Consider the following 22,546-nt stretch of genomic DNA (forward strand, 5'->3'; position numbering starts at 1 on the left):
TCTGTCGGTGAGCACCCGCTCAGCCCGCGGTGCCCCTGGTGGCGGTGGGCTGCTCGTCGCTGCCGGGTGCCGGTACGCCCTCGGGGTGGCGCTTCCGCCAGCGGCGGCGCTTCTTGGCCTCGACACTCGCGTGGTGGTCACGCTGCTTCGCCTCGAGCACGTGGTCGGAGTCGAGCCCCTTCCACCGGCCGCTGGCGATCGTCGTCACCATCGAGTTCACGGTCGCGATGAGCGGCACGGCGAAGAACGCTCCGGCGATGCCCGCGAGCCCGGACGCCGCGGTGACACCGAGCACGACCGCGAGCGGGTGCACCTTGACGGCGCTGCCCATGACCAGGGGCTGGAGGATGTGCCCCTCGACCTGCTGCACGACCAGGATCACGCCGAGCATGATGAGCGCGGCGACCCAGCCGTTGAAGATGAGCGCGATGAACACCGCGAGGAAGCCCGTCACGATGGCGCCGACGACCGGGATGAACGCGCCGAGGAAGACGAACACGGCGATCGGGATGACGAGCGGGAGCTGGAGCGCGGCAGCCCCGATGCCGATGCCAACGGCGTCGACGAAGGCCACGAAGATCTGCACGCGGATGAAGCTCGTCAGCGTCGTCCACCCGGCGACCCCGGCACCGTCGATGGCCGGCCGGGCCTTCTTCGGGAAGAGTCGGACCGTCCAGCGCCAGACGTTCTTGCCGTCGATGAGCAGGAAGATCACCGTGAAGATGACGACGAACAGCCCGGTGAGCAGGTGGGTCAGCGACGAGCCCGCGCTCGCGACGCCGGACAGGATCGAGCCGGAGTTGCTCGACAGCCAGTCGGTCGCCTGGTTCAGGTAGTTGTTGAGGTCGGACTGACTGATGCCGAGACCGGAGTTGAGCACGAAGTCCCGGATCGTGTCGTACTGCGAGAGCGTCCGGTCGCGCAGTGAGGGGTAGGCCGCCGCGATCTGGTCGACCACGAGCCAGATGAGTCCACCGACGGCCGCGAGCCCCCCGACCAGGCTGACCACGACGGCGATCCACTTCGGCACGTGGTGGCGCTGCATCCAGTTCGACAGCGGCACGAGCAGGGCGGCCACGACGATCCCGATGAGGAACGGGATGAGCACCTCGCTGAAGAGCGTGACGAGGTAGATGAACACCGCGACGACGCCGATGACGACGAGCACGCGCCACGACCAGGCACCCGCGATCCGCATCCCCGTCGGCACGACCTGCTCGACGACGGGATCCGGATGCGTCTTCTTTCCCCAGGCCATGCGGCGAGTGTACCGACGGGCACCGGAGCGTGTTCCAGATGCGGCATACGTCCGTCCGACGTCGGTGTCGGCGCGGATCGGTAGCGTCGTGCCATGGTCAGGTCCACGCTCTCCGCCGCCGAGGCCCGCCGCGTCACCCTGGCGGCCCAGGGCTTCGGCGCTCCCGCCCGTGACATCGTCGGTACCCGGACGCTGACGAGCACGATCGGCCGGCTCGGGCTGCTGCAGATCGACTCGGTGAACGTCTTCGAGCGGAGCCACTACCTGCCGCTCTTCGCCCGCCTCGGGTCCTACGACAAGCCCGCGCTGGACCGACTCACGATGCGGCGGGCCGGCCCGTACGCCGAGTACTGGGCGCACGAGGCCGCGTTCCTGCCGCGCGCCGACCTCCCCCTGTTCCGCTGGCGCATGGACGCGTACCGCGACCGCGACGCCCGACCGAACCGGATCGCGGGGGTCGAACGCACCGCGGGCGTCCGCCGGGAGCTCCGCGCCCTGCTCGCCGCCGAGGGTCCCCTGCCCGCGAGCGCCGTCGAGCACGAGGCGAACGTGCGCCGCGGGCCGTGGTGGGGCTGGAGCGACGTGAAGGCGGGGCTCGAGCAGATGTTCCGCTGGGGCGAGGTCGTCAGCGCCGGCCGCGCCGGGTTCGAGCGCGTGTACGCCCTGCCCGACCAGGTGCTGCCGCCGGGAACGCTCGAGGGCGCTCCGGACCGGCACACCGCCGTCACGGAGCTGGTCCGGCGCGCCGCACGCGCGTCCGGTGTCGGGACCCGCGCGGACCTCGCCGACTACTTCCGACTGCGCGCGGACGACACCGCTGCCGCGATCGCCGAGCTCGAGGAGCGCGGCGAGGTCGTTCCGGTCCGCGTGGAGGGGTGGCGCGACCGCGCGTGGATGCACGTCGACGCCCGGGTCCCGCGGCGGGTGACGGCCGACGCGGTGCTCAGTCCGTTCGACCCGGTCGTGTGGTTCCGTCGCCGCGCGGAGCGCATGTACGACTTCCACTACCGGATCGAGATCTACACGCCGGCGCCGAAGCGGGTGTTCGGCTACTACGTGCTGCCCGTGCTGCAGGACGACCGCCTGACCGGACGCGTCGACCTGAAGAGCGACCGGCAGCGGGGTGTGCTCCGGGTGCGGACCGCGTGGCAGGAGCCGGGCGAGCGCCTGGACGCGGAGCGCCTCGCCGAGACGCTGCGGCGGGCGGCGGCGTGGCAGGGACTCGACGGTGTCGAGGTCACCGACCGTGGCACCGCGGCCGCAGCGGTCGCCGCGGCGCTCAGGGTCGCGCTCGTTCCGCACGAGGCGGCGGACGACGCCGATGCGCCCGAGGCGGCTCCGGCCGACGACGCGGTCGCCTGAGGCCCGGCCGGGAGGCCCGGTGCACCTCCGCCGCGCAGGCCCGGCCCGGTGGTCGCGCTGGCACGCCGTGCTCGCGAAGCGCCGCGACGCAGGCGAGACGCCGCGATCCGCGCGAGACGCCGCGACTCCTGGGCACGTCTCGCCGCGACGCGGCCGTCCCGCACCGACACCGGCGTCTCGACGCGACGAGGTCGTTCGTCCGGACGCCGGCGTCTCGCCGCGACGAGGCCGTCCCGCACCGACGCCGGCGTCTCGACGCCCGCGGGTCAGAAGCGGTCCAGGCTCCCCCGCAGTCGAGCGACCCGGTCCGGCAGCGGCGGGTGCGTGGAGAACAGCCGGTCCATCACACCCGGACGCATCGGGTCGGCGATCCACAGGTGCGCCATGGACGAGTTCTGCGTGCGGGTCGGTCGCCCGTACGCCTGGAGCTTCTCGAGCGCACGCGCGAGGCCCTCGGGGTACCGCGTCGTCATCGCACCCGTGGCGTCCGCGAGGTACTCGCGCTGCCGGGAGACCGCTGCCTGCACCGCTGCGGCCGCGATCGGCGCGACGAGCACCGCCACGATCCCGGCGATGATCAGGATCGGGTTGCCGCCACCGCCGTTGTCGTTGTTCCGTCCGCGCCCGCTCAACCCGCTGAAGATCGAGATGCGCAGGAGCACGTCCGCCAGGAACCCGACCGCGACCACCAGGCCGAACACGATCGTCGAGACGCGGATGTCGTAGTTCTTGACGTGTCCGAGCTCGTGCGCCATGACGCCCTGCAGTTCGCTGTCGTCCATGATCGCCAGCAGCCCGGTCGTCGCCGCGACGATGGCGTGCTCCGGGTCACGGCCGGTGGCGAAGGCGTTGGGCGCGGGGTCCTCGATGACGAACACCCGGGGCATCGGCATGCCGTTCGTGATCGCCAGGTTCTCGACCGTCCGCCAGAGCCGCGGTTCCGTCGTGCGGTCGATCTCGATGCCGCCCGCGATCGCCGTCGCCTGTCGACCAGCGAGGAAGTACTGGAGCAGCGCGTACCCGAGCGCGACGACGAGGACGATCACCCCGACCGAGACGTTGCCCGCGAGGTAGCCGCCCAGGAACCCGAGCGCCCCGACGATGAGCAGGAAGACCAGGATGATGACGACGGTGTTGCGCTTGTTCCGCGCGATGGCGCTGTACACGGGTCAGGCCGCCCCCGCCACGGTCAGAACTGGACGCGCGGCGGTTCGGCGATCGCCGCGGGTTCTGCCGTCTCGAAGAACGACGCCTCGGTGAACCCCTTGCTCTTCGCGAAGGTCGAGTTCGGGAAGACGCGGATCTTGGTGTTCAGCTCGCGCACGCCGCCGTTGTAGAAGCGTCGCGCGGCCTGGATCTTGTCCTCGGTGTCGACGAGCTCGGACTGCAGCTGCAGGAAGTTCTGGCTCGACTGCAGCTGTGGGTAGCCCTCGGCGACGGCGAACACGCTCTTCAGGGCCTTCTGCATGTGCCCTTCGGCCACCGAGGCGCTCGAGGCGTCACCGGCACCGAGCGTCTCGGCCCGGGCACGCGTCACCGACTCGAACACGGACTTCTCGTGCGCGGCGTACCCCTTGACGGTGTCGACGATGGTGGGGATGAGGTCTGCGCGGCGCTTCAGCTGCACCGTGATGTCGCTCCACGCCTCGTCCACGCGCAGCTTCAGCGTGACGAGCGAGTTGTAGGTCACCCAGAGGTAGATCCCGATCACGACGAGCAGGACCACCACCACTCCGACGACGATGAGCGTCGTGACGAGTCCGGTGTCCATCTGGGCGTACTCCTTTGCGCGTCGGGTCCGGCGCGGTGGGACTGCGACCGGTGCGTGGCCGTGTGACGACCGTCCACGAGTGTACCGAGGCGCACCGGGACGACCCGTTCCCGCAGTGTGGTTCACGGGTGATTCCCGAGTGGCGTACACCCGCCGTGCGGTGACCGCTGCGGCAGGGAGACTGCGAACGCACGTCGTGGGACACATCATCCGGGTGGCGGATTGACCCAGGGCGGATCATCACGTGTGATGGAACCGGTGGACACGCTCGGGGACAACGTGGAGCAGGGGACCGTCGGCGACGGCGGTCCCGTCGGTCGACCCCGAACCCGCTCCGGACTGCTGACCGCGGGCGTGGCGATCGTGATGACGGCCGGAGCGTTCCTCCTGGGGGCGCCGCCGGCATCGGCGACGACGAGCACGACCACGACCACGACCACGACGAGCACCACCACGGCAGCTCCCCCCGAGCACATCGTCGAGACCCGGAGCGCGAGCGCCGCCGGCACCGCGAGCGCGACGACCGCCAGCACCGGCGGCGAGCCGCAGCAGGACGACGACGCGGCCCGGACGGCCTCCCCGACGCCCTTCCCCCAGTTCAGCACGCTGCCACCGGACACCGGTTCCCCCTCGCCGTCGCCGACCGAGCGCCCCGCCGTCCGTCCGACCATCGCCGACCCGGGCGACGTGACGACCGCGACCGTCCGGCTCCACGGCAGCGGCACCCCCGGGCACCGGGTGCGTGTCGCCGGACCCGCGGTGACCGGCTCGACCGGGTGCACGGCGACCGTGGCCGACGACGGGTCGTGGGCGTGCATCGCCACCGTCCGCTCGGGCCCGCAGCAGGTCTTCACGGTGGTCGACGAGACGGACACCACGCTCGGGTCGTCCCGCGCGCCGGCGTCCGACGTCGTCGTCCCCCCGGTCATCACCACCGACCGCCCGACCTCGGGCCCCGTGTCCGGCACCGGTCTGCCCGGTGCGACCGTCGCCGTGTCCGTCTCCGGCACGCCGGTCGACCGGACCGCGCGGGTGGACGCCAGCGGCCACTGGTCGGTCGCGCTCCCCGGCAGCACCCGGGACGGTCGCGCCACGGTCTCCGCGGCCCAGACCGCGAGCACCGGCAACGGCTTCCGCTCCGACCTCCGGAGTGCCCCCTCCGCCCCACGCACGGTCGTCGTCGACCGGACCGCCCCGGCAGCGCCGGTCGTCACGGCACCGGGAGCCGACGAGCGCGTGCGCTCCCAGCCGTTCACGGTGCGCGGCACCGGCGAGGCCGGCGCGGTCCTGACGGTGTACCTCGACCGCTCACCGGTGTGCCGGACCGACGTGGGTGCCGACGGCCGGTGGTCCTGCACGACGACCGGCACGACCGCGGCCGCCGGGACCCGGACCGTGAGCGCGATGCAGCAGGACGCCGCGGGCAACTCGTCGCCGTCGTCGACCGGCGTCCGGGTGGCGCTGTCCGGCTCGACGCCCAGCACCAGCTCGAGCACCTCCGGTCCGGCGGTCGGACCGACGTCGTCGTCCGCCACGCCGGGCTCGCCCGACGCAGCACCGGGGACGACCGCGGGTGGCGGCGGCGGTCCGACCGGCACCGACCCGACGGGCACCGGCGCGTCCGGCCCCGGCGCGGGTGGTGGCACGACCGGCGCGGCAGGAGACGGCCCGGCCAGCACCACGTCCGGCGTGCCCGACTGGTCCGGACCGGCCGGCGACTGGACCGCCGGCACGGCCTACGACCGCGGCGTGCGGCCCGTCCAGGCGTCGTTCTCGTGGGGCACCGTCCTGCTCGCGACGGGAGTGGCGGCCGGCTTCCTCGTGCTCGTCGCCGTCCCGCTCGCCGTGGTCGGCGCCGCCGTCCGCGGTCGCCTCCGGAACCCCTTCACCGCCCTGCTCGGTCGGAACCGCTCGCGGCGGGACCGCCGGCTCGGTGACGAGGTCCTGCCGACCTGGGCAGCGGCGGCCCTCGGCGTCGGGATCGTCGTCGTGACGACGCTCCTCGGGGTCGGCACCTCGCTCGAGGCCCGCTACGTCCGCCTCGCGCTCGCGGTGCTGCTCGGCTCCGCCGTCACGACCGCCGCCGTCGTCCTGGCCACCCGCTGGGCCGCAGGTCGGGACCGCACCGCCGTCGGCTTCCGCGTCTCGCCCTGGCTCGTGCTCGCCGCCGTCACGGGGTGCGCCCTGACCCGGGTCGCCGACCTCTCCCCCGCCCTGGTCGTCGGCGCCGTCCTCGTGCCCGTCGGACGACCGGGTGCCGACACCGCCGCCCTGCGGCTCGGGTCGAGCGTCGCCCGCGGGGTGCGGAGCGCCACCGCCCGCTCGGGCGCGCTGCTCGGGGTCGCTGCCACCGGCTGGATCCTGCACTCGCTCGTCGGCGGCTCGGGGTTCTGGACGACGCTCACGGCCGAGTTCGCCACCACACTGTGCGTCGGGGCGGTCGGCGCGCTCGTGGTCACCCTGCTGCCGTTCCCCGGGTCGGCGGGCGCCGCGCTCGTCACCGGGGCACGAGTCCGCTGGGTCGCGCTCACGGCCGGTGCGGTCGCGCTCGCTGCACTCACCACGGGCGCACCCGCCCCGGCTGTCCCGTCGCCGACGGAGACCGCGGTCGCCGCCGGCCTCTGTGCCCTCGCGGTCGCCTGCTGCTGGGTCTGGGTCCGCGGGACGCGCGCGGCGGCCGCGCCGCAGCGCTGACGGACGCGGACCCGCCGCCCGCACGGAACGCCCGGGACACGCGCGGTGCGCCCGTCACGCACCGCCGCGCTCGACACTCACCTGTCGGGAGCCCCGCGCCGGCCCGCGACGCTCTGCCAGCTCCGTGCACGCCGGACGGGAGGCACGTGACCGGCCCCGCCACGCGCGTCCCGGTCCACGCCCACCGGGGCCGGAGGCGCACGTCGGCCCGCCACGCGCCCGCCGGAGGGGAGGCTCGTCACCGGGCCACCCACGCGCCTCCCGGCTCACGCGTGTCGGACGGGAGGCACGTGCCCGGGCCCGCCATGCGCTTCACGGCCCGCACGTGCCGGACGGGAGGCACCCGACCGGGCTCGCCACGCGCCTCCCGGCCCGCACGTGCCGGAGACGGCGCGCACGACCGGCCCCAGCCTGTCTCCCGGCCGCCAGCCCCGGCCCGCCGGGCCGGATCAGGCCGCGTGGTGCGGGGCGTTCCGCCGGAACAGCCCGGGCAGCAGCCCGCCGATCTTCGTCCCGATGCAGAGGCTGACGAACGTCGCGAGCGGCGTACCGAGCGCGACCGGGTCGAAGGTGGTGACCGCGACGAGCCCCACGGTGCCGGGCACGAGGAGCAGGAACGCGGGGAAGAACGACACCGTCGCCGGGATGACCGGCACGAGGCGCTCGAGCAGGCGCGTCGCGACGAACAGCAGTGCGGCCGCAGCGCCCGTGGCGACGACGCTCCCCCAGAGGGGCGTGGTACCGCTGACGACCGCGTAGGCGCTCGTCATGACGGCGACGGACACCAGCGTGAGCCGCCAACCGGAGCGGAACACCAGTCCGAGCCCGACGGCCAGGCCGACGACCGCGACCCAGGACACCCAGTAGGACGGCACGGCCTCCCACCCACCACGGAGGGTACCCACGCCGGCGACCTCACCGACGAGCGCCGCAGACGACGGGTCCACCCGCAGCCCGGTCAGTGCGCTGCCCGCTGCGATGCCCGCGGCCATGAACCCGAGCGTGATGAGTCCTTGCACGAGCCGCGAGGCACCCGTCACGATGTCGGCCGCAGTGAGCTCGAGCAGCGCGTTGGTGATGAGCGCACCGGGCACGAACACCGCCACGGGTGCGCAGACGGCGAACAGCGGCACGTGGTCGAACCCGGTCCCGGCGGCGACGAGGCCGACGACGCTCGTCGACATGAAGGCGGCGAGGAACGGGATGATCGCGACGGCCTCGCGGAAGCGGCGGAGCACCAGGCTGAGCACGCCGACCAGGGCGCCGACGACGAGCGCCAGCACGATCGCCCACCAGGGGCAGCGGAACACGACCGCCAGCCCGACCGACGTCAGGGCGTTGCCGGCGATCCAGGGCAGCGCCGGCGGCGGGACGGTACCAGCACGGATGGCGCGCACCCGGGCGGGGATCTCGGCGAGGGCGATGGACCCGCGCTCCAGGCCGAGCACCAGGCGGTTCGCGCGTGCTGCCTGGCGGGAGGAGAGCTCGACGCCCTCGGCGTTCACGATCGTGGCGGCGCCGGTGGCGACCTCGCTGACCATGACGAGCGCGGGCAGGACCCCCACGGCGAGCGTCGGGCCGACCCCGGCGGCGTCGCGGGCCTTCTCGAGTGCGGAGCGGACGTCGGTCACGGAGCTGCCGGCGTCGAGCAGCAGCGCGCCGAGCGTGCCGAGCAGCATGCCGGTGGGGACCGTCTCGCCGTCGACGACCTCGACGTGCGCCTCGGGTCGGTTGAGTGCGTTGCGCAGGTTCGCGAGAGCGCTTCCGAGTCCGGCCACGGGACGATCGTAGGGGCCTCGCGAGGGGTCCGCGAAAGCGACAGGTTGCCCCCGACTGTCGGGCGGACACTGTCGCTCTGGGAGAACGATCGCACCGCCGTCGGTACCCCCGGTGGGACTCGAACCCACAACTCGGCGATTTTAAGTCGCGTGCCTCTACCGATTGGGCCACGGGGGCGGGCCGCAACAGCCTACCGATGCGACGACGGCCGCCACCCCACGCTGGGGCGACGGCCGTCGGTCGTCCGGTGCCGGTTCCGGTTCTACTTGGCGTCCGCCGGAGCGGCGACGGGCTCGGCGTCCTTCGAGACGTCCTCGGCGGGAGTGGCGTACGCGGGGCCGGCGGCGTCGGCGGGCTTGCCCTCCTCGGGAGCCGGGGCTGCGACGACCTTCGGCTCCTCGGCAGCAGCGGGCTTCGGACGCGACGCGAAGGCCTCGAACGCGGCACGCGGGGTCTCGCGGTCGTCGAGCGACGCGATGTCACGGCCCAGGAAGAAGCCGCCCACCCAGTCGCCGATGACGCGCCACTTGCGCTCCCACGACGGCATCGCGAGACCGTGGTAGCCACGGTGCGAACCCCAGGCCAGGAAGCCCTTCATTGCGAACTTGCCGGACTGGAAGACACCGGTACCGAGACCGAGGCCCGCGACGGCGCCGAGGTTCTCGTGCTTGTAGTCGTTCGTCGCCTCGCCGCGGATCACCGCGACCAGGTTCTTCGCGAGCTGCTTGGCCTGGCGCACGGCGTGCTGGGCGTTCGGCACGCAGAAGCCGCCGACACCGCCGCCGGTCAGGTCCGGCACGGCCGCGACGTCGCCGCAGGCCCACGCATCGGCGATCACGCCGTTGTCGTCGACCACGCGGAGGTCGGGCTGCACGCGGATGCGCCCGCGCTGCTCGAGCGGGAAGTCGGTGCCCTTGACCATCGGGTTCGCCATGACGCCGGCGGTCCAGATGATGAGGTCGGACTCGATCGTCTGGATCGACTCGTCCTTGGCCTTGAGCTGGCAGACGCCGCCCTCGGCCGAGGCCAGCTGGGTCTCGAGGTGCACCGTGGCACCGCGGGAAGCGAGGTTCTCGAGCACCCAGTGCGAGGTCTCGAGCGACACCTCGGGCATGATCCGGCCCATCGCCTCGACCAGGTGGAAGTGCGTGTCGTCGAAGGACAGCTGCGGGAAGCTCTTCAGCAGGTCGGACGCGAAGGAGCGGAGCTCGGCGAAGACCTCGATGCCGGCGAAGCCGCCGCCGACCACGACGACGGTGAGCAGGCGGTCACGCTCGGGACCGGCCGGCAGGTTCGCCGCCTTGTGGAAGTTCGTGAGGATCTTGTCGCGGATCGCCGCGGCCTCCTCGATGGTCTTCAGGCCGATGGCCTCGTCCGCGACACCCGGGATCGGGAAGGTGCGCGAGACGGCACCGGCGGTCATCACGATCTGGTCGTAGGACTCCTCCCACGCCTCGCCCTCGGCCGGGGTGATCGTCGCGGTCTTCGTGGCGTGGTCGACCTTCGTGACCTTCGCCGTGACGACGCGGGTCTTCTTCAGGTGACGACGGTGCGAGACGATCGCGTGACGCGGCTCGATCGAACCGGCCGCGACCTCGGGCAGGAACGGCTGGTACGTCATGTACGGGAGCGGGTCCACCATGGTGACCTCGGCTTCACCCTGACGCAGGTGCTTCTCGAGCTTCCAGGCGGTGTAGAAACCGGCGTAGCCGCCGCCGACGACGAGGATCTTGGGCACGGGGGATGATCTCCTTGGAGTGGGGTGGTTGCTTGCCGGGAGGCTGGTCAGACTTCGCCGCCACCCGCCCCGACTCCAGCGTCTGCGATGCCATCATACGCCCGGCACTCGCACCGGGAGGGCGACCAGTCCACGCGCTCGAGCGCGAGGTCGCCGATGGGGTTGACGCCGGGTCCGGCAGCGAGGGCGTGGCCGACGAGGGCGTGCAGGCACTTCACGCGGGTGGGCATGCCACCGGCGCTGATGCCGTCGATCTCGTCGACGTGCTCGATCGACTCGCGGTCCGCCAGGTAGGACTCGTGGGCCGCGCGGTACTGCGCCGCGACGGTCTCGTCCTCGAGCAGGGCGGCGAGCTCGGGCATGACGTGGTTCGCCTCGAGCGTGCTCACGGCCGCGGTGGCGGCGGGGTGGCACAAGTAGTAGAACGTCGGGAACGGGGTGCCGTTCGCGAGTCGGGGCTTCGTCGACACGACGGTGGGGTTGCCGCACACGCACCGCGCCGCGATCCCGACGACGTCGCGGGCCGGTCGCCCGAGCTGCGCCGAGACGACCTGGATGTCGCGGTCGGACGGCGGGTCGAAGGGAGGGGTCGTCACGGGCACGTGAGCCTACCCGAGTCCCGCTCGCCGTCCTACTCCGTGACGACGGCGGTGCCGGGCCTGCGCCGTGTCGGCGGTGGGCCTACTTCGTGTCGGCGGTGGCGGCGCCGGTCGGGTCCCCGGTGCCGGAGACGTCGGGAGCGACGAGCTCCTCGGTGGTCTTCTCCGTCAGGCCGGACTGCAGCACGCTGGAGAGCATCGCCTGCACCCAGTCGACCTTCGGGGTCTGCACGGTCGAGCTGACCGGGCTGCCGGAGTCCGTCTCGGCACGGTCGGACCCCTTCGCCTGCTCGGCGCCCATCACGAGGTAGCTCTCCTCGCCCGGGTAGACGTAGAGCAGCCGGTCACGGGCCTGCGCCTCGATGTAGGCCGGGTCGTCCCACCGGGCGACGTCCTGCTTCTTCTGGCTGACGTCCGCCTTCTGCGCCGCCACCTCGCGCTGCTGCTGCGCGATCTGCTCCTGCTGCTGGATCAGCGTGCGGAGCGAGGGCGCGAGCACGACGACGAACAACACGATGATCGCCAGCATGAGCAGGCTGAACCCCGAGAACCGGATCGAGCGGTACCAGGGCTGCTCGTGCGCGCCGGACTCCGGCACGGCCACGGGGATGCGGCGGACGCGGGGCTTCTGGCTGGGCACGGCTCGACGATAACCCGGCCCGCGTCGGTCGCGTGGCCCGGCACGCGGGCCGGCACGCGTCGCTCGGTACCCTCCCAGCGGACGGGAGGCGCGGCGCACGGCCGCCACGCGTCGCTCGGTACCCTCCCAGCGGACGGGAGGCGCGGCGCACGGCCGCCACGCGCCTCCCGTCCGCCGGTCGGTCCGGCCGCAGCGCCGTCCCGACCCCGTCGTCCCCGACCCCGACGGTTCGCGTCGCAGGACTCGCCGCCGGCTCACGCTCTTGTCGCACGACTTGCCGTCGCCGCCGGAGTCGAGCGGCAAGTCGTGCGACCGGAACCCGGGCCGCCGACCCCGGCGGCGACGGTGACTCGGCACCGGCGGCTGCAGTGCCCGGGAACGACGAGACGCCGCCCTTCCGCAAGGAGGACGGCGTCTCGAGCCGTTCGGTGTCCGACCTAGAGCGCGGCGGCGCGGGGGAACGCGGTGCGGCCGGCGTAGACGGCGGCGTCGCCCAGTTCCTCCTCGATGCGGAGCAGCTGGTTGTACTTCGCGACGCGGTCCGAACGGGCCGGGGCGCCGGTCTTGATCTGGCCACCGTCGACGGCCACCGCGATGTCGGCGATGGTGGTGTCCTCGGTCTCGCCCGAACGGTGCGACAGGATCGCGGTCATGCCGTGGCGGTGTGCCAGGGAGACGGCGTCGAGGGTCTCGGTCAGCGTGCCGATCTGGTTCACCTTGACCAGGATCGAGTTGCCGGCCTGCTCGTCGATGCCCCGCTGCAGACGCTTCGGGTTCGTGACGTACAGGTCGTCGCCGACGAGCTGGAGCTTCGAGCCGAGCTCGGCGGTGAGGTGCTTCCAGCCCTCCCAGTCGTCCTCGGCCAGGGCGTCCTCGATGGTGACGAGCGGGTAGTTCGCGACGAGGTCCGAGAAGTACCCGGTGAACTCCTCGCTCGAGAGCTGCTTGCCCTCGAACGCGTACTTGCCGTCGTGGAAGAACTCGGTCGCGGCGACGTCGAGGCCGAGCGCGATGTCCTTGCCGGGGGTGAAGCCGGCCTTCTCGATGGCGGCGAGCAGGAAGTCGAGCGCCGCGCGGTTCGAGGCGAGCTCGGGTGCGAAGCCACCCTCGTCGCCGAGGCCGGTCGCGAGACCCTGCTTCTTCAGCTCGCCCTTGAGGGCGTGGTAGGTCTCGACGCCCCAGCGCAGGGCCTCCGAGAAGCTCTCGGCGCCGTAGGGCACCAGGAAGAACTCCTGGATGTCGACGTTGGTGTCGGCGTGCGCGCCACCGTTGACGACGTTCATGAGCGGGACGGGCAGCGTGTGCGCGTTCGGGCCACCGAGGTAGCGGAACAGCGGCAGGTCGGCCGAGTCTGCAGCGGCGCGGGCGACGGCGAGGGACGCACCGAGGATCGCGTTGGCGCCCAGGCGGGACTTGTTCTCGGTGCCGTCGAGCTCGATGAGCGCGGCGTCGACGAGACGCTGGTCGGTGGCGTCGAAGCCCCCGAGTGCCGGGCCGATCTCATCGAGGACGGCGTCGACGGCCTTCAGGACACCCTTGCCGCCGTAGCGGTTCGCGTCGCCGTCGCGGAGCTCGTACGCCTCGAACGCACCGGTGGATGCACCGGACGGGACGAGCGCGCGCGAGACCACGCCGTCGTCGAGGAGGACCTCGACCTCGACCGTCGGGTTGCCTCGGGAATCGAGGACTTCGCGTGCGCCTACGGCATCGATCTGGGCCACGGGGTACTCCCTACGAGTTCGGTTGTGGTGGACAGCGGGTCGATCCTACCGAGGCGCGGTGGACGCCTCGCCGCGGATGACGTCGGGTGTGGAGGAGCTCACGCCAGCGGGCGGAACTCGACACCTTCCAGGGTCTCGGTGTCGGCCCGCACGCTGGCGAAGGCCGCGAAGCCCTGCTCGGCGAGTCCGGCGAGCAGGTTCTTGGTGTTCTTCGGCCGGCGCTCGAGGCGCACGCGGCGGTGCGACACCAGGGCCTCGGACTTGAGCGCCGCGAGACGGACCGGGTCGACGTCCTTGTCGTACAGGAGCACGACCGCATCGGACTCGGCCGACTCGGGCAGCGTGACGAGGTCGACGAGCCGCTCGAACCCGAGCGAGAAGCCGACTGCGGGGACGTCCTGCCCGAGGAAGCGCCCGATCATGCCGTCGTAGCGACCGCCGCCGCCCAGGCTGTAGCCGAAGTCCGGGTGGGCGACCTCGAAGATCGTCCCGGTGTAGTAGCCCATGCCGCGCACGAGCGTCGGGTCGAAGCGCAGGTCGACGCCCGGCAGGGCCTCGCGCAGCCGGAGCAGGTCGGCAAAGGCCTGGGCGTCGAGCCACTGAGCGCCCTCGACCGAGGTCCAGTTCGCTGCCTCGAGCGCGCGGATGGTGTCCTCGAGGCCGGGCAGGTCGGCACCGATCGTCGACCGGAGTTCGGCGGCCACACCGTCGGCACCGATCTTGTCGAGCTTGTCGACCGTGATCAGGGCCCGGTCCGCGGTGCCGGGGTCGGTGATCCCCCACGAGGCGAGCAGCGCCAGCAGGATCCGCCGGTCGTTGATGCGGATCGTGGTGTCCGCGATGCCGAGCGCGTCGAGCGCCGCGGTGGTCGCGCGGATGAGCTCGATCTCCGCGAGCTGCCCCGACTCCCCGAGGATGTCGATGTCGCACTGGACGAACTGACGGTAGCGCCCCTTCTGCGGACGCTCGGCACGCCAGACCGGAGCGATCTGCACGGCACGGAACACCGACGGCAGCTCGGCGCGGTGCGAGGCGTAGAAGCGCGCGAGCGGGACGGTCAGGTCGAAGCGGAGCCCGAGGTCCGCGAGGTCGAGCGGTGCACCGGCCTGCTGCAGGTCCTCGGTCGTGAGCCCGCGGCGCATCACCGCGAACGCGAGCTTCTCGTTGTCGCCACCCAGGCCCGAGTGCAGCCGTGCGGCGTCCTCGACGACGGGGGTCTCGATCTCGTCGAACCCGTGACGCGCGTAGACGTCACGGACGACCCCGAGGACGTGCTCGCGACGGGCCTTCTCCGCCGGGAGGAAGTCACGCATGCCACGGGGAGCCGTCACGGTCGTTGCCATGCGCCAATCCTGCCAGAGCGGGCGGAGGCGCTTGCACGCACTGTGGCCTACTGATACGCTACATCCAGAACCTCGGTCTGGTGGTCTCCTGATCCGACCACCAGATCGTTCGCGGGGACGGTGTGCTGCAACGGCGCCCCGCGGTTCGGGCGGGTGTCCCTGTCGACGCAACTTCCCTGGTGCGTCGTACCCGCTCGCGGGCACCCTCCTTTTTCGGGTTGGGAGGGTGCCCGCTCTCTCACTCGTCTGCCCGACCCGGTCCGGCCGGGAGGCACGACTCATTCCCCGACGCGCGCCTCGGCTTCCAGCCGGGTCACCGCTGCCCGCAGGCTCGCCACCACGTCGATGCCCGCCTCCCGTGCCGCCGCGACCTCGGCGAGCATCCCCGCACCCCACCGGTCGTCCACCACGTCTCCCGACCCGCTCGCACTCGCCGCGCCGTCCGCACCGTCCGCGCCGGTGCTCGCCTGCTCCGGCGCGCGCACGACGGCGGCGACGACCGCCGCGGCGTCCCCACGCTCCTCCAGGCGTTCGAGCAGCTTCACGGCGCGCTCCAGCGGCGGCATCGCCCGCGGGACCCCGTCGACCACGCTCGTCCGCGCAGCCTTCTCCGCTGCCTTCGCCGCCCGCCACACGCGGACGACCTCCGCCTCGGTGACCGCCCGCTCCGCACCGAACACGTGGGGGTGCCGGCGGACCATCTTGTCCCGGGCGCCCGCGGCGACGTCCTCGAGGTCGAACCGTCCCGCCGCCGCAGCGAGACCCGCGTGCAGGACGACCTGGTAGAGCACGTCGCCGAGCTCCTCGCGCAGTTCGACGTCGTCCCCGGAGTCGATCGCGTCGACGAGCTCGTACGACTCCTCGACGGCGTACCGCGCGAGCGAGGCATGGGTCTGCGCACGGTTCCACACGCAGCCACCCTCGGGTGCGAGCAGGCGGTCGACGACTTCGACGAGGTCCGAGACGGCGGTCATGGCGCCATGCTCGCACGCAGGGCACTCCGGTACGATCGGTCCTGGTGTGTCGGGAAGTCTGGTCGACGGTCACCCGCCCGTACCCGCACACCGTCGGAGATCCATGTCGGCACTCGTCCGCTCCCCCCGCTTCAGCGCCATCGCGCTCCTGACCGCCGCCGTGCTCGGCCTGCTCGTGGCGAACTCACCGCTCGGCCCCGGCCTCGAACGCGCCCTCGACGCGCACTCGCCGTGGGGAGCGATCGGCCTCGACCTGTCGGTGTCGCACTGGATCAGCGACGGGCTGCTGGCGGTCTTCTTCCTGCTCGTCGCGATCGAGCTGAAGCAGGAGCTCCTCGACGGCGAGCTCTCGAACCCGAAGACCGCGGTCATCCCGGCGATCGCGGCGGTCGGCGGTGTGCTCGTGCCGGCCGGGATCTTCCTCCTCGTCACCTCCGGAACGCCCTACCAGCACGGCTGGCCCATCCCGACGGCGACCGACATCGCCTTCGCGCTCGGCGTCCTCGCGATGTTCGGTCGGGGGCTGCCGTCGACGATCCGCGTGTTCCTGCTCGCGCTCGCGGTGCTCGACGACCTCATCGCGATCGTCATCATCGCCGTCGTCTTCGCGCACGGTACGGACTTCGTCGCACTGGCCGGCGCCGTCGTCGCGCTCGCGGTCTTCGCCGTGCTCGGTCGTCTGCTGCGCCCCGGCCGGACCGGTCAGGCGTGGATCATCGCCGCGATGGTGCTGGTCGGGCTCGTCACGTGGTGGCTCGTGTACCACTCGGGCGTGCACGCCACGATCGCCGGCGTCGCGCTCGGTCTCGTGCTGCCCCGTCGTCCGGGGCACACGCTGCACGAGGGTGTGGAGCCGTGGTCGAACGCGATCGTCCTGCCGGTGTTCGCGTTCGCGTCGGCCGCGGTCGTGATCCCGGCTGTCGGCATCGGCGAGCTCTCCCCCACGTTCTGGGCCGTCGTCCTGGCGCTGCCGGTGGGCAAGGTGATCGGCATCACGCTCTTCGGAGCCGTCGCGACGCGGATCTTCCGCGCGCCGGGTCGCTCGACGCTGTCGTTCTGGTCGATCGTGACGGTCGGTGTGCTCGGCGGCATCGGTTTCACGGTCTCGCTCCTCATGAACGAACTGGCGTTCGCCCGGAACGAGGAGATCCTCGACGAGGGCGTCCTCGCCGTGCTCGTCGGCTCGGGCATCGCGATCCTGGCCTCGGCCGTCGTCGCCAGTCTGCGTGCGCGTCGCTACCGTGCGCGGCGCGAGCTCTCCGAGGCCGAGGCGACCGAGTAGCGCGCGACGCCGCGCCGGTCGAACGACAGGTGCGATGTCGGACGACAGCGGTTCTGTCGTTCCGCAGCGACGCGGACGGGACCGCACCACGGCACGGACGGGAGGCGCGGTGCCAGCCGACACCGCGCCTCCAGACCGACAGCCCGTTGCGACTCAGCCCGCGGGCGTCTCCGCAGGCGCCTTCGAGGCCCCGTAGACCGCCGTCAGGATGCTCTCCACCCACTGGATGAGCCCGTCGTCGGGCAGTGTCTCGCCGTGCGGCTTCGGCAGCGGGATGCTCGCGGCGTCCTGCTGGGGGAACCAGCGCGCGCCGGGGAACATGCGCTTCAGCCGGACCTGGGCCGAGTCGGCGAGCTCCTTGCCCGCGATCCGGAGGTTCGAGCCCATCACGACGACGTCGGACAGACCGACCTGCTGCGCCATGCGGCGGAGGCGCGAGACCTCGACCAGGGTGAGCACCGGCTGCGGCGGCTGGCCGTAGCGGTCGGTCAGCTCGTCGAGCACCATGTCGATCGCCTCGGGCTGCGCCGCCGGGGCCGACGCCGCCGAGAGCTTCTGGTACGCCTCGAGCCGGAGCCGCTCGGACTCGACGTAGTCCTCCGGGATGTGCGCGTCGACCGGGATCTCGAGCCGGAGCTCGGTCTGTCCCTCGGCGACGTCACCGCGGAACTGGGACACGGCCTCGCCGATCATGCGCAGGTACAGGTCGAACCCGACGCCGGCGATGTGACCGGACTGCTCGCCTCCGAGCAGGTTGCCGGCGCCGCGGATCTCGAGGTCCTTCATCGCGACCTGCATGCCCGCGCCGAGCTCGTTGTTCGCGGCGATGGTCTCGAGGCGGTCCTGCGCGGTCTCGGACAGCGGCTTGTCGGCGTCGTAGAGGAAGTACGCGTACCCGCGCTCGCGCCCGCGCCCGACCCGACCGCGGAGCTGGTGGAGCTGCGACAGCCCGTACTTGTCGGCCTTGTCGATGATGAGCGTGTTGGCGTTCGCGATGTCGAGGCCGGTCTCGACGATGGTCGTCGACACGAGCACGTCGAACTTGCGCTCCCAGAAGTCGACCATGACCTGCTCGAGGGTGCCCTCGGACATCTGCCCGTGCGCGACCTGGATCCGGGCCTCGGGCACGATCTCGGCGAGGTGCGACGCCACCGACTGGATGTCCTTCACGCGGTTGTGCACGTAGAACACCTGACCCTCGCGCAGGAGCTCCCGCCGGATCGCGGCGGCGACCTGCAGGTCGGACTGCGGCCCGACGAACGTCAGGATCGGGTGGCGGTCCTCCGGCGGAGTCGCGAGCGTGGACATCTCGCGGATGCCCGTGACCGCCATCTCGAGGGAACGCGGGATCGGCGTCGCGGACATCGCCAGGACGTCGACGTTCGTCTTGAGCTTCTTGAGCTGGTCCTTGTGCTCGACGCCGAAGCGCTGCTCCTCGTCGATGATGACGAGCCCGACGTCCTTGAACTGGATGTTCTGCGACAGGATGCGGTGCGTCCCGATGACGATGTCGACCGTGCCGTCGGCCAGGCCGGCGATGGTCTCCTTCGACTCCTTCTCGGTCTGGAACCGGCTCAGGGCGCGCAGGTGGACGGGGAAGCCGGCGAAGCGCTCCTGGAACGTCTCCATGTGCTGGCGCACGAGCAGTGTCGTCGGCACGAGCACGGCGACCTGCTTGCCGTCCTGCACCGCCTTGAACGCCGCACGGATCGCGACCTCGGTCTTGCCGTAGCCGACGTCACCGGAGAGCAACCGGTCCATCGGGATCGGGCTCTCCATGTCGCGCTTGATCTCGTCGATCGTGGTGAGCTGGTCGGCGGTCTCCGCGAACGGGAAGGCCTCTTCCAGCTCACGCTGCCACGGGGTGTCCGGGCCGAACGCGTGCCCCTTCGACGCCATGCGCGCCGAGTACAGCTTCACCAGGTCGACGGCGATGTCGCGGACGGCCTTGCGGGCCTTGGACTTCGCCGCGGACCAGTCCGAGCCGCCCATCTTCGACAGCGTCGGGTTCTCGCCGCCGACGTACCGCGACAGCTGGTCGAGCTGGTCGGTGGGCACGAAGAGCTTGTCGCCCGGGTAGTTCCGCTTCGACGGCGCGTACTCGAGCACGAGGTACTCGCGCTGCGTCTTCACGGCGTTGCGACCGCCGGAGCTGACCTCGCGCGAGACGAGCTCGACGAACTTGCCGATGCCGTGGGTGTTGTGCACGACGACGTCGCCCGGCTTGAGCTGCAGCGGGTCGACGACGTTCTTGCGGCGCCCGGCCAGCTTCTTCACGGTGCGCGCACCCTGCTGCACGCTGCGGCCGTAGAACTCGGCTTCGCTCAGGACGGCGATCCGCGGGTCGGCGATCGCGAAGCCGGCCTCGACGGTGGCGGTCGTGACGATCGTCATCCCCGGTTCCGGCGGGGCGGTGAGGTCGTCAGACCGAGCGGCGACCCCGGCGTCGGCCAGGACCTGCACCGCGCGCTCCACGAGGCCCTTGCCCTGCGCGGTGACGACCACGGCCCAGCCGTCGTCGACCAGCTGCTTGACGTGCGCCACGGCACCGTCGGCGCTGCCCGCGAAGCTCGGGATCGACTCGGCTCGGACGCGGATGTACTCGCCGGCCTCGGCAGCTGCCTCGGCGTCGGTGAGGACACGCTCGCGGTCGCCCTCGTCGAGCCCGGAGTCGAACGGCGTGACGGTCCACCACGTGCGCTGGCCGCGACCGTTCTTCAGCTGCTGCACGGTCAGGAAGTTGCCGGCGTCGAGGTCGATCGGCGCCTGGGCTCCGGCGACCGCGGCGCTCCAGGCTGCCTGCAGGAACTCGGTGTTCGTCTCGGCCAGGCTGTGCGCGCGGCCGGCGACCCGCTCCGGGGAGAGCACGGCGATCGTCGCGGCGTCGGGCAGGTAGCTCGTGATCGGGACGAGGTCCTGCACGAGGGCCGGTGCGAGGGACTCCATGCCCTCGACCGGGATGCCCTCGGCGATCTTCGCGAGCATCTGCGAGAGGTTCGGGAACTCGTGCAGCATCTCGCGCGCACGCTGCCGCACGTCGTCGCTCAGCAGGAGTTCACGCGAGGCCGTGAGCTCGATCGACCCGAGGTCGTCGTCGGTGGTGCGCTGGTCGGCGACCGAGAAGGCCTTGATCGCCTCGATCTCGTCGCCGAAGAAGTCGACGCGCACCGGGTGATCGGCCCCTGGCGGGAAGACGTCGAGGATGCCACCGCGCACCGCGAACTCGCCGCGGCGGGTGACGAGGTCCACCCGGGCGTACGCCAGGTCGACGAGTTGCGACGCGATGGCCGCGAGGTCGTTGCCCCGCGAGCCGGTGACGAGCGTGACCGGTGCGAGCGAGGTCAGGTTCCCCGCGATCGGCTGCAGCGCGGCGCGGACGCTCGCCACGACGACGGTCGTGCGACGGTCGGCAGGGTCGGCGTCCTGCCACGCCGCGAGCTTCCGGAGCGTCGCGATGCGGGTGCCGACCGTCTGGGCGCTCGGGCTCAGGCGCTCGTGCGGCAGGGTCTCCCACGCGGGGAACTCGAGCACCTCGGCGTCGGGCACGGTGCAGGTGAAGGCACCGCGGACCGCCTCGGCCTCGCGCCCGGTGGCGGTGACGACGAAGAGGCACTGGGGACCGTTGCGCTCGGCGAGCAGGGCACCGAGCAGCGGGACGCGCAGGCCGTCGACGACGGAGAAGTCCGCGTCACGCCCGGCAGCGCGGAGGACGCGATCGAACGCGGAGGCGCGCGAGAGCGCAGGGATGATGCCCGAGATCGTCACTCAGACGATGGTACCGGCGGCGTCCGACACCCGCCCCGGCGTGCGCGGGCGGCGAACACGGGTCAGCTCCGGCGACGACCCGCGTGACCGCTGAGGAGCAGTCCGCCCGCGACGAGGGCCGCGGCGGTGAGGAGCGCGGGCAGGACCGGACCGGCACCGGTCCATGCGAGGGTCCGCTGCCGCCCCGCGGCCCGAGCGTCGGACAGCGGCGGGTCGGTCAGCGGCGCGTCGGTCAGCGACGCGTCGGTCAACGACGGGCCGGGAGGCGCGGTGCCGTCACCCGGTACCGCCGCTGTCATCGAGGGGGTCGCCTTCGCCCCCGGGGCCGTCGTCGGCACAGCCGTCGGCTCGGACGTCGGCGGACTCGTCGGCTCGACGGTCGGTTCGGCTGTCGGCTCGGCGGTCGGTTCGACGGTCGGCTCGACGGTCGGCTCGCTCGTCGGCTCGCTCGTCGGCTCGACGGTGGGTTCGACTGTCGGCTCGCTCGTCGGCGTCGGTCCGGGGACGACCACCGCACGTCCCGACGACGCGGCCGTCACGACACGCTGACGGTTGTAGTCCGCCACGACGAGGCTCCGCCCGGGCCCGACCGACACCGCCGTCGGGTTCACCAGGGGCGAGCCGTCCGGAGCGCTCGAGAAGGCCTCCGTCCATGCACCTCCGGTCAGCGCCCAGACCGCTCCGCGCCCGTTGTCCACCACGAAGACGTCCCCGTCGTCGACGGCGACTCCCCGGGGCCGGGTCTGCGCATCGCCCGGGAACCCGAGCGACGTCACCGCCCCCGAGGAGCGGTCGACCTGCCACACCTGGTCGGCGCCGGCGTCGGACACCGTGAGCGTCCCGCCGTCGGCGGACAGCGCGACACCGCTCGGGTCCGTCCAGGGGCCGGGCACCGCCGTCCAGTCCCCGCTCCCGAGCTCGGTCGTGAACAGCGCGCCGCTACCCGGGACCGCCGCGTAGACGGTCGAACCGGCGACGGCGAGCTCGGACACCGCGCGTCGTGCCGGCGGAGCGGTGCGCGAGAGGACGGTGCCGTCCGCGTCGAGGACGGTGACGGACGGGCGACCCGCCTCGGCCACCAGGATCCGGCCGTCGCCGGTGGTGGTCACCGCCGACGGGTTCCACACGTCGCCGGGCCCGGTACCGAACGGTGCGACCACGCTCCAGCGACCGTCGACCGCCCGCCGCAGCAGACCGTTCGCCGAGAAGTCGGCCACGAGCAGCGCACCGTCGGACTCGTGGTGGACATCGTTCGGCGCGCCGAAGGTCGAGGCGACCGGAGGCGCGGAGGACTCGGCGGCCGTCGGCGTCCACGTCTCGGTCGCGGCGACGGCGCCGTCCTGCGTGAGGAGCGACCCGAGCCCCACCGCGATCACCACGACCGCTGCGGGGACGACGGCGACCGCCGTCCGGAGCCCACCCGTCCGTCGTGCTCGGTGTGCTGCTCGTCCCACGGTCGTCCCCCTCGTCGTCGGGGATGGTCACCCCGTGGCGAACGTACCCGCGACCGGGGGACGTGATGGTCCCCCAGTTCGGGGACCGGACGCCTTCCGGACAGCGACGAGGCGGACGCGGGTCGCGCCTCCAGGCCGGGGCCGAGGCCGGAGCGCCCGCGCGACG

General features: G+C 72.5%; 15 protein-coding genes and 1 tRNA gene. 3 read left to right on the top strand and 13 right to left on the bottom strand.

Annotated elements, in window-relative coordinates:
• Positions 1 to 19: 19 nt before the first annotated feature.
• Entirely contained in the window at positions 20 to 1,258 is a 1,239-nt protein-coding gene (locus tag QUG98_RS01885; protein WP_289468937.1) for an AI-2E family transporter, read from the bottom strand.
• A gap of 93 nt (positions 1,259 to 1,351) precedes the next feature.
• Between QUG98_RS01885 and QUG98_RS01890 the strand changes: the two genes are divergently transcribed.
• On the top strand, positions 1,352 to 2,620 hold the full coding sequence (locus QUG98_RS01890) for a winged helix-turn-helix domain-containing protein (RefSeq protein WP_289468938.1): 1,269 nt from the start codon (positions 1,352 to 1,354) through the stop codon (positions 2,618 to 2,620).
• A gap of 266 nt (positions 2,621 to 2,886) precedes the next feature.
• Here the strand turns inward: QUG98_RS01890 and QUG98_RS01895 are convergent, their stop codons facing one another.
• Positions 2,887 to 3,786 carry a M48 family metalloprotease gene (locus tag QUG98_RS01895; RefSeq protein ID WP_289468939.1) on the bottom strand — a complete coding sequence of 300 codons (900 nt, stop codon included), beginning with the start codon at positions 3,784 to 3,786 and terminating at the stop codon, positions 2,887 to 2,889.
• A 23-nt stretch (positions 3,787 to 3,809) separates the two neighbouring features.
• Entirely contained in the window at positions 3,810 to 4,391 is a 582-nt protein-coding gene (locus QUG98_RS01900; protein ID WP_137766643.1) for a LemA family protein, read from the bottom strand.
• 249 nt (positions 4,392 to 4,640) lie between these two features.
• Between QUG98_RS01900 and QUG98_RS01905 the strand changes: the two genes are divergently transcribed.
• A complete protein-coding gene (locus QUG98_RS01905) occupies positions 4,641 to 7,085 on the top strand; it encodes an Ig-like domain-containing protein (RefSeq protein ID WP_289468940.1) in 2,445 nt (814 codons plus the stop codon).
• 449 nt (positions 7,086 to 7,534) lie between these two features.
• Here the strand turns inward: QUG98_RS01905 and QUG98_RS01910 are convergent, their stop codons facing one another.
• The 8 genes from QUG98_RS01910 to QUG98_RS01945 all read right to left on the bottom strand — a co-directional run bounded on the left by QUG98_RS01910 (position 7,535) and on the right by QUG98_RS01945 (position 15,879).
• Positions 7,535 to 8,863, bottom strand: a complete 1,329-nt coding sequence (locus QUG98_RS01910) for a threonine/serine exporter family protein (RefSeq protein WP_289468941.1) — start codon at positions 8,861 to 8,863, stop codon at positions 7,535 to 7,537.
• A gap of 104 nt (positions 8,864 to 8,967) precedes the next feature.
• Positions 8,968 to 9,041: transfer RNA gene (locus QUG98_RS01915), tRNA-Leu, on the bottom strand.
• An 85-nt stretch (positions 9,042 to 9,126) separates the two neighbouring features.
• Complete coding sequence (locus QUG98_RS01920; RefSeq protein WP_289468942.1) at positions 9,127 to 10,602, bottom strand: NAD(P)/FAD-dependent oxidoreductase; 1,476 nt, start codon at positions 10,600 to 10,602, stop codon at positions 9,127 to 9,129.
• Positions 10,603 to 10,649: 47 nt separating this feature from the next.
• Positions 10,650 to 11,198 (bottom strand): DUF501 domain-containing protein, encoded by a 549-nt coding sequence (locus QUG98_RS01925; RefSeq protein ID WP_126890965.1) that lies wholly within the window; start codon positions 11,196 to 11,198, stop codon positions 10,650 to 10,652.
• An 85-nt stretch (positions 11,199 to 11,283) separates the two neighbouring features.
• Positions 11,284 to 11,841, bottom strand: coding sequence for an FtsB family cell division protein (locus tag QUG98_RS01930; RefSeq protein WP_289468943.1), 558 nt, complete (start codon positions 11,839 to 11,841; stop codon positions 11,284 to 11,286).
• A gap of 437 nt (positions 11,842 to 12,278) precedes the next feature.
• Positions 12,279 to 13,562 carry a phosphopyruvate hydratase gene (gene eno / locus QUG98_RS01935; protein WP_289468944.1) on the bottom strand — a complete coding sequence of 428 codons (1,284 nt, stop codon included), beginning with the start codon at positions 13,560 to 13,562 and terminating at the stop codon, positions 12,279 to 12,281.
• Between the two features lie 98 nt (positions 13,563 to 13,660).
• Positions 13,661 to 14,905, bottom strand: coding sequence for a histidine--tRNA ligase (gene hisS, locus QUG98_RS01940; protein WP_289468945.1), 1,245 nt, complete (start codon positions 14,903 to 14,905; stop codon positions 13,661 to 13,663).
• A gap of 278 nt (positions 14,906 to 15,183) precedes the next feature.
• The gene (locus tag QUG98_RS01945) at positions 15,184 to 15,879 is read right to left on the bottom strand and encodes a MazG family protein (RefSeq protein ID WP_289468946.1); all 696 of its coding nucleotides are present in this window, start codon (positions 15,877 to 15,879) and stop codon (positions 15,184 to 15,186) included.
• 103 nt (positions 15,880 to 15,982) lie between these two features.
• On the opposite strand from QUG98_RS01945, the gene nhaA reads away from it, so the two are divergent.
• Positions 15,983 to 17,161 (top strand): Na+/H+ antiporter NhaA, encoded by a 1,179-nt coding sequence (nhaA, locus tag QUG98_RS01950; protein WP_289468947.1) that lies wholly within the window; start codon positions 15,983 to 15,985, stop codon positions 17,159 to 17,161.
• 153 nt (positions 17,162 to 17,314) lie between these two features.
• On the opposite strand, the gene mfd is transcribed toward nhaA, so the two are convergent.
• Both mfd and QUG98_RS01960 read right to left on the bottom strand, forming a co-directional pair.
• The gene (gene mfd, locus QUG98_RS01955; protein WP_289468948.1) at positions 17,315 to 20,926 is read right to left on the bottom strand and encodes a transcription-repair coupling factor; all 3,612 of its coding nucleotides are present in this window, start codon (positions 20,924 to 20,926) and stop codon (positions 17,315 to 17,317) included.
• A gap of 62 nt (positions 20,927 to 20,988) precedes the next feature.
• Positions 20,989 to 22,380, bottom strand: coding sequence for a PT domain-containing protein (locus tag QUG98_RS01960; protein ID WP_289468949.1), 1,392 nt, complete (start codon positions 22,378 to 22,380; stop codon positions 20,989 to 20,991).
• Positions 22,381 to 22,546: the final 166 nt, after the last annotated feature.

The organism is Curtobacterium subtropicum (assembly GCF_030362975.1).
In the GTDB taxonomy this organism is placed as follows: domain Bacteria; phylum Actinomycetota; class Actinomycetes; order Actinomycetales; family Microbacteriaceae; genus Curtobacterium; species Curtobacterium subtropicum.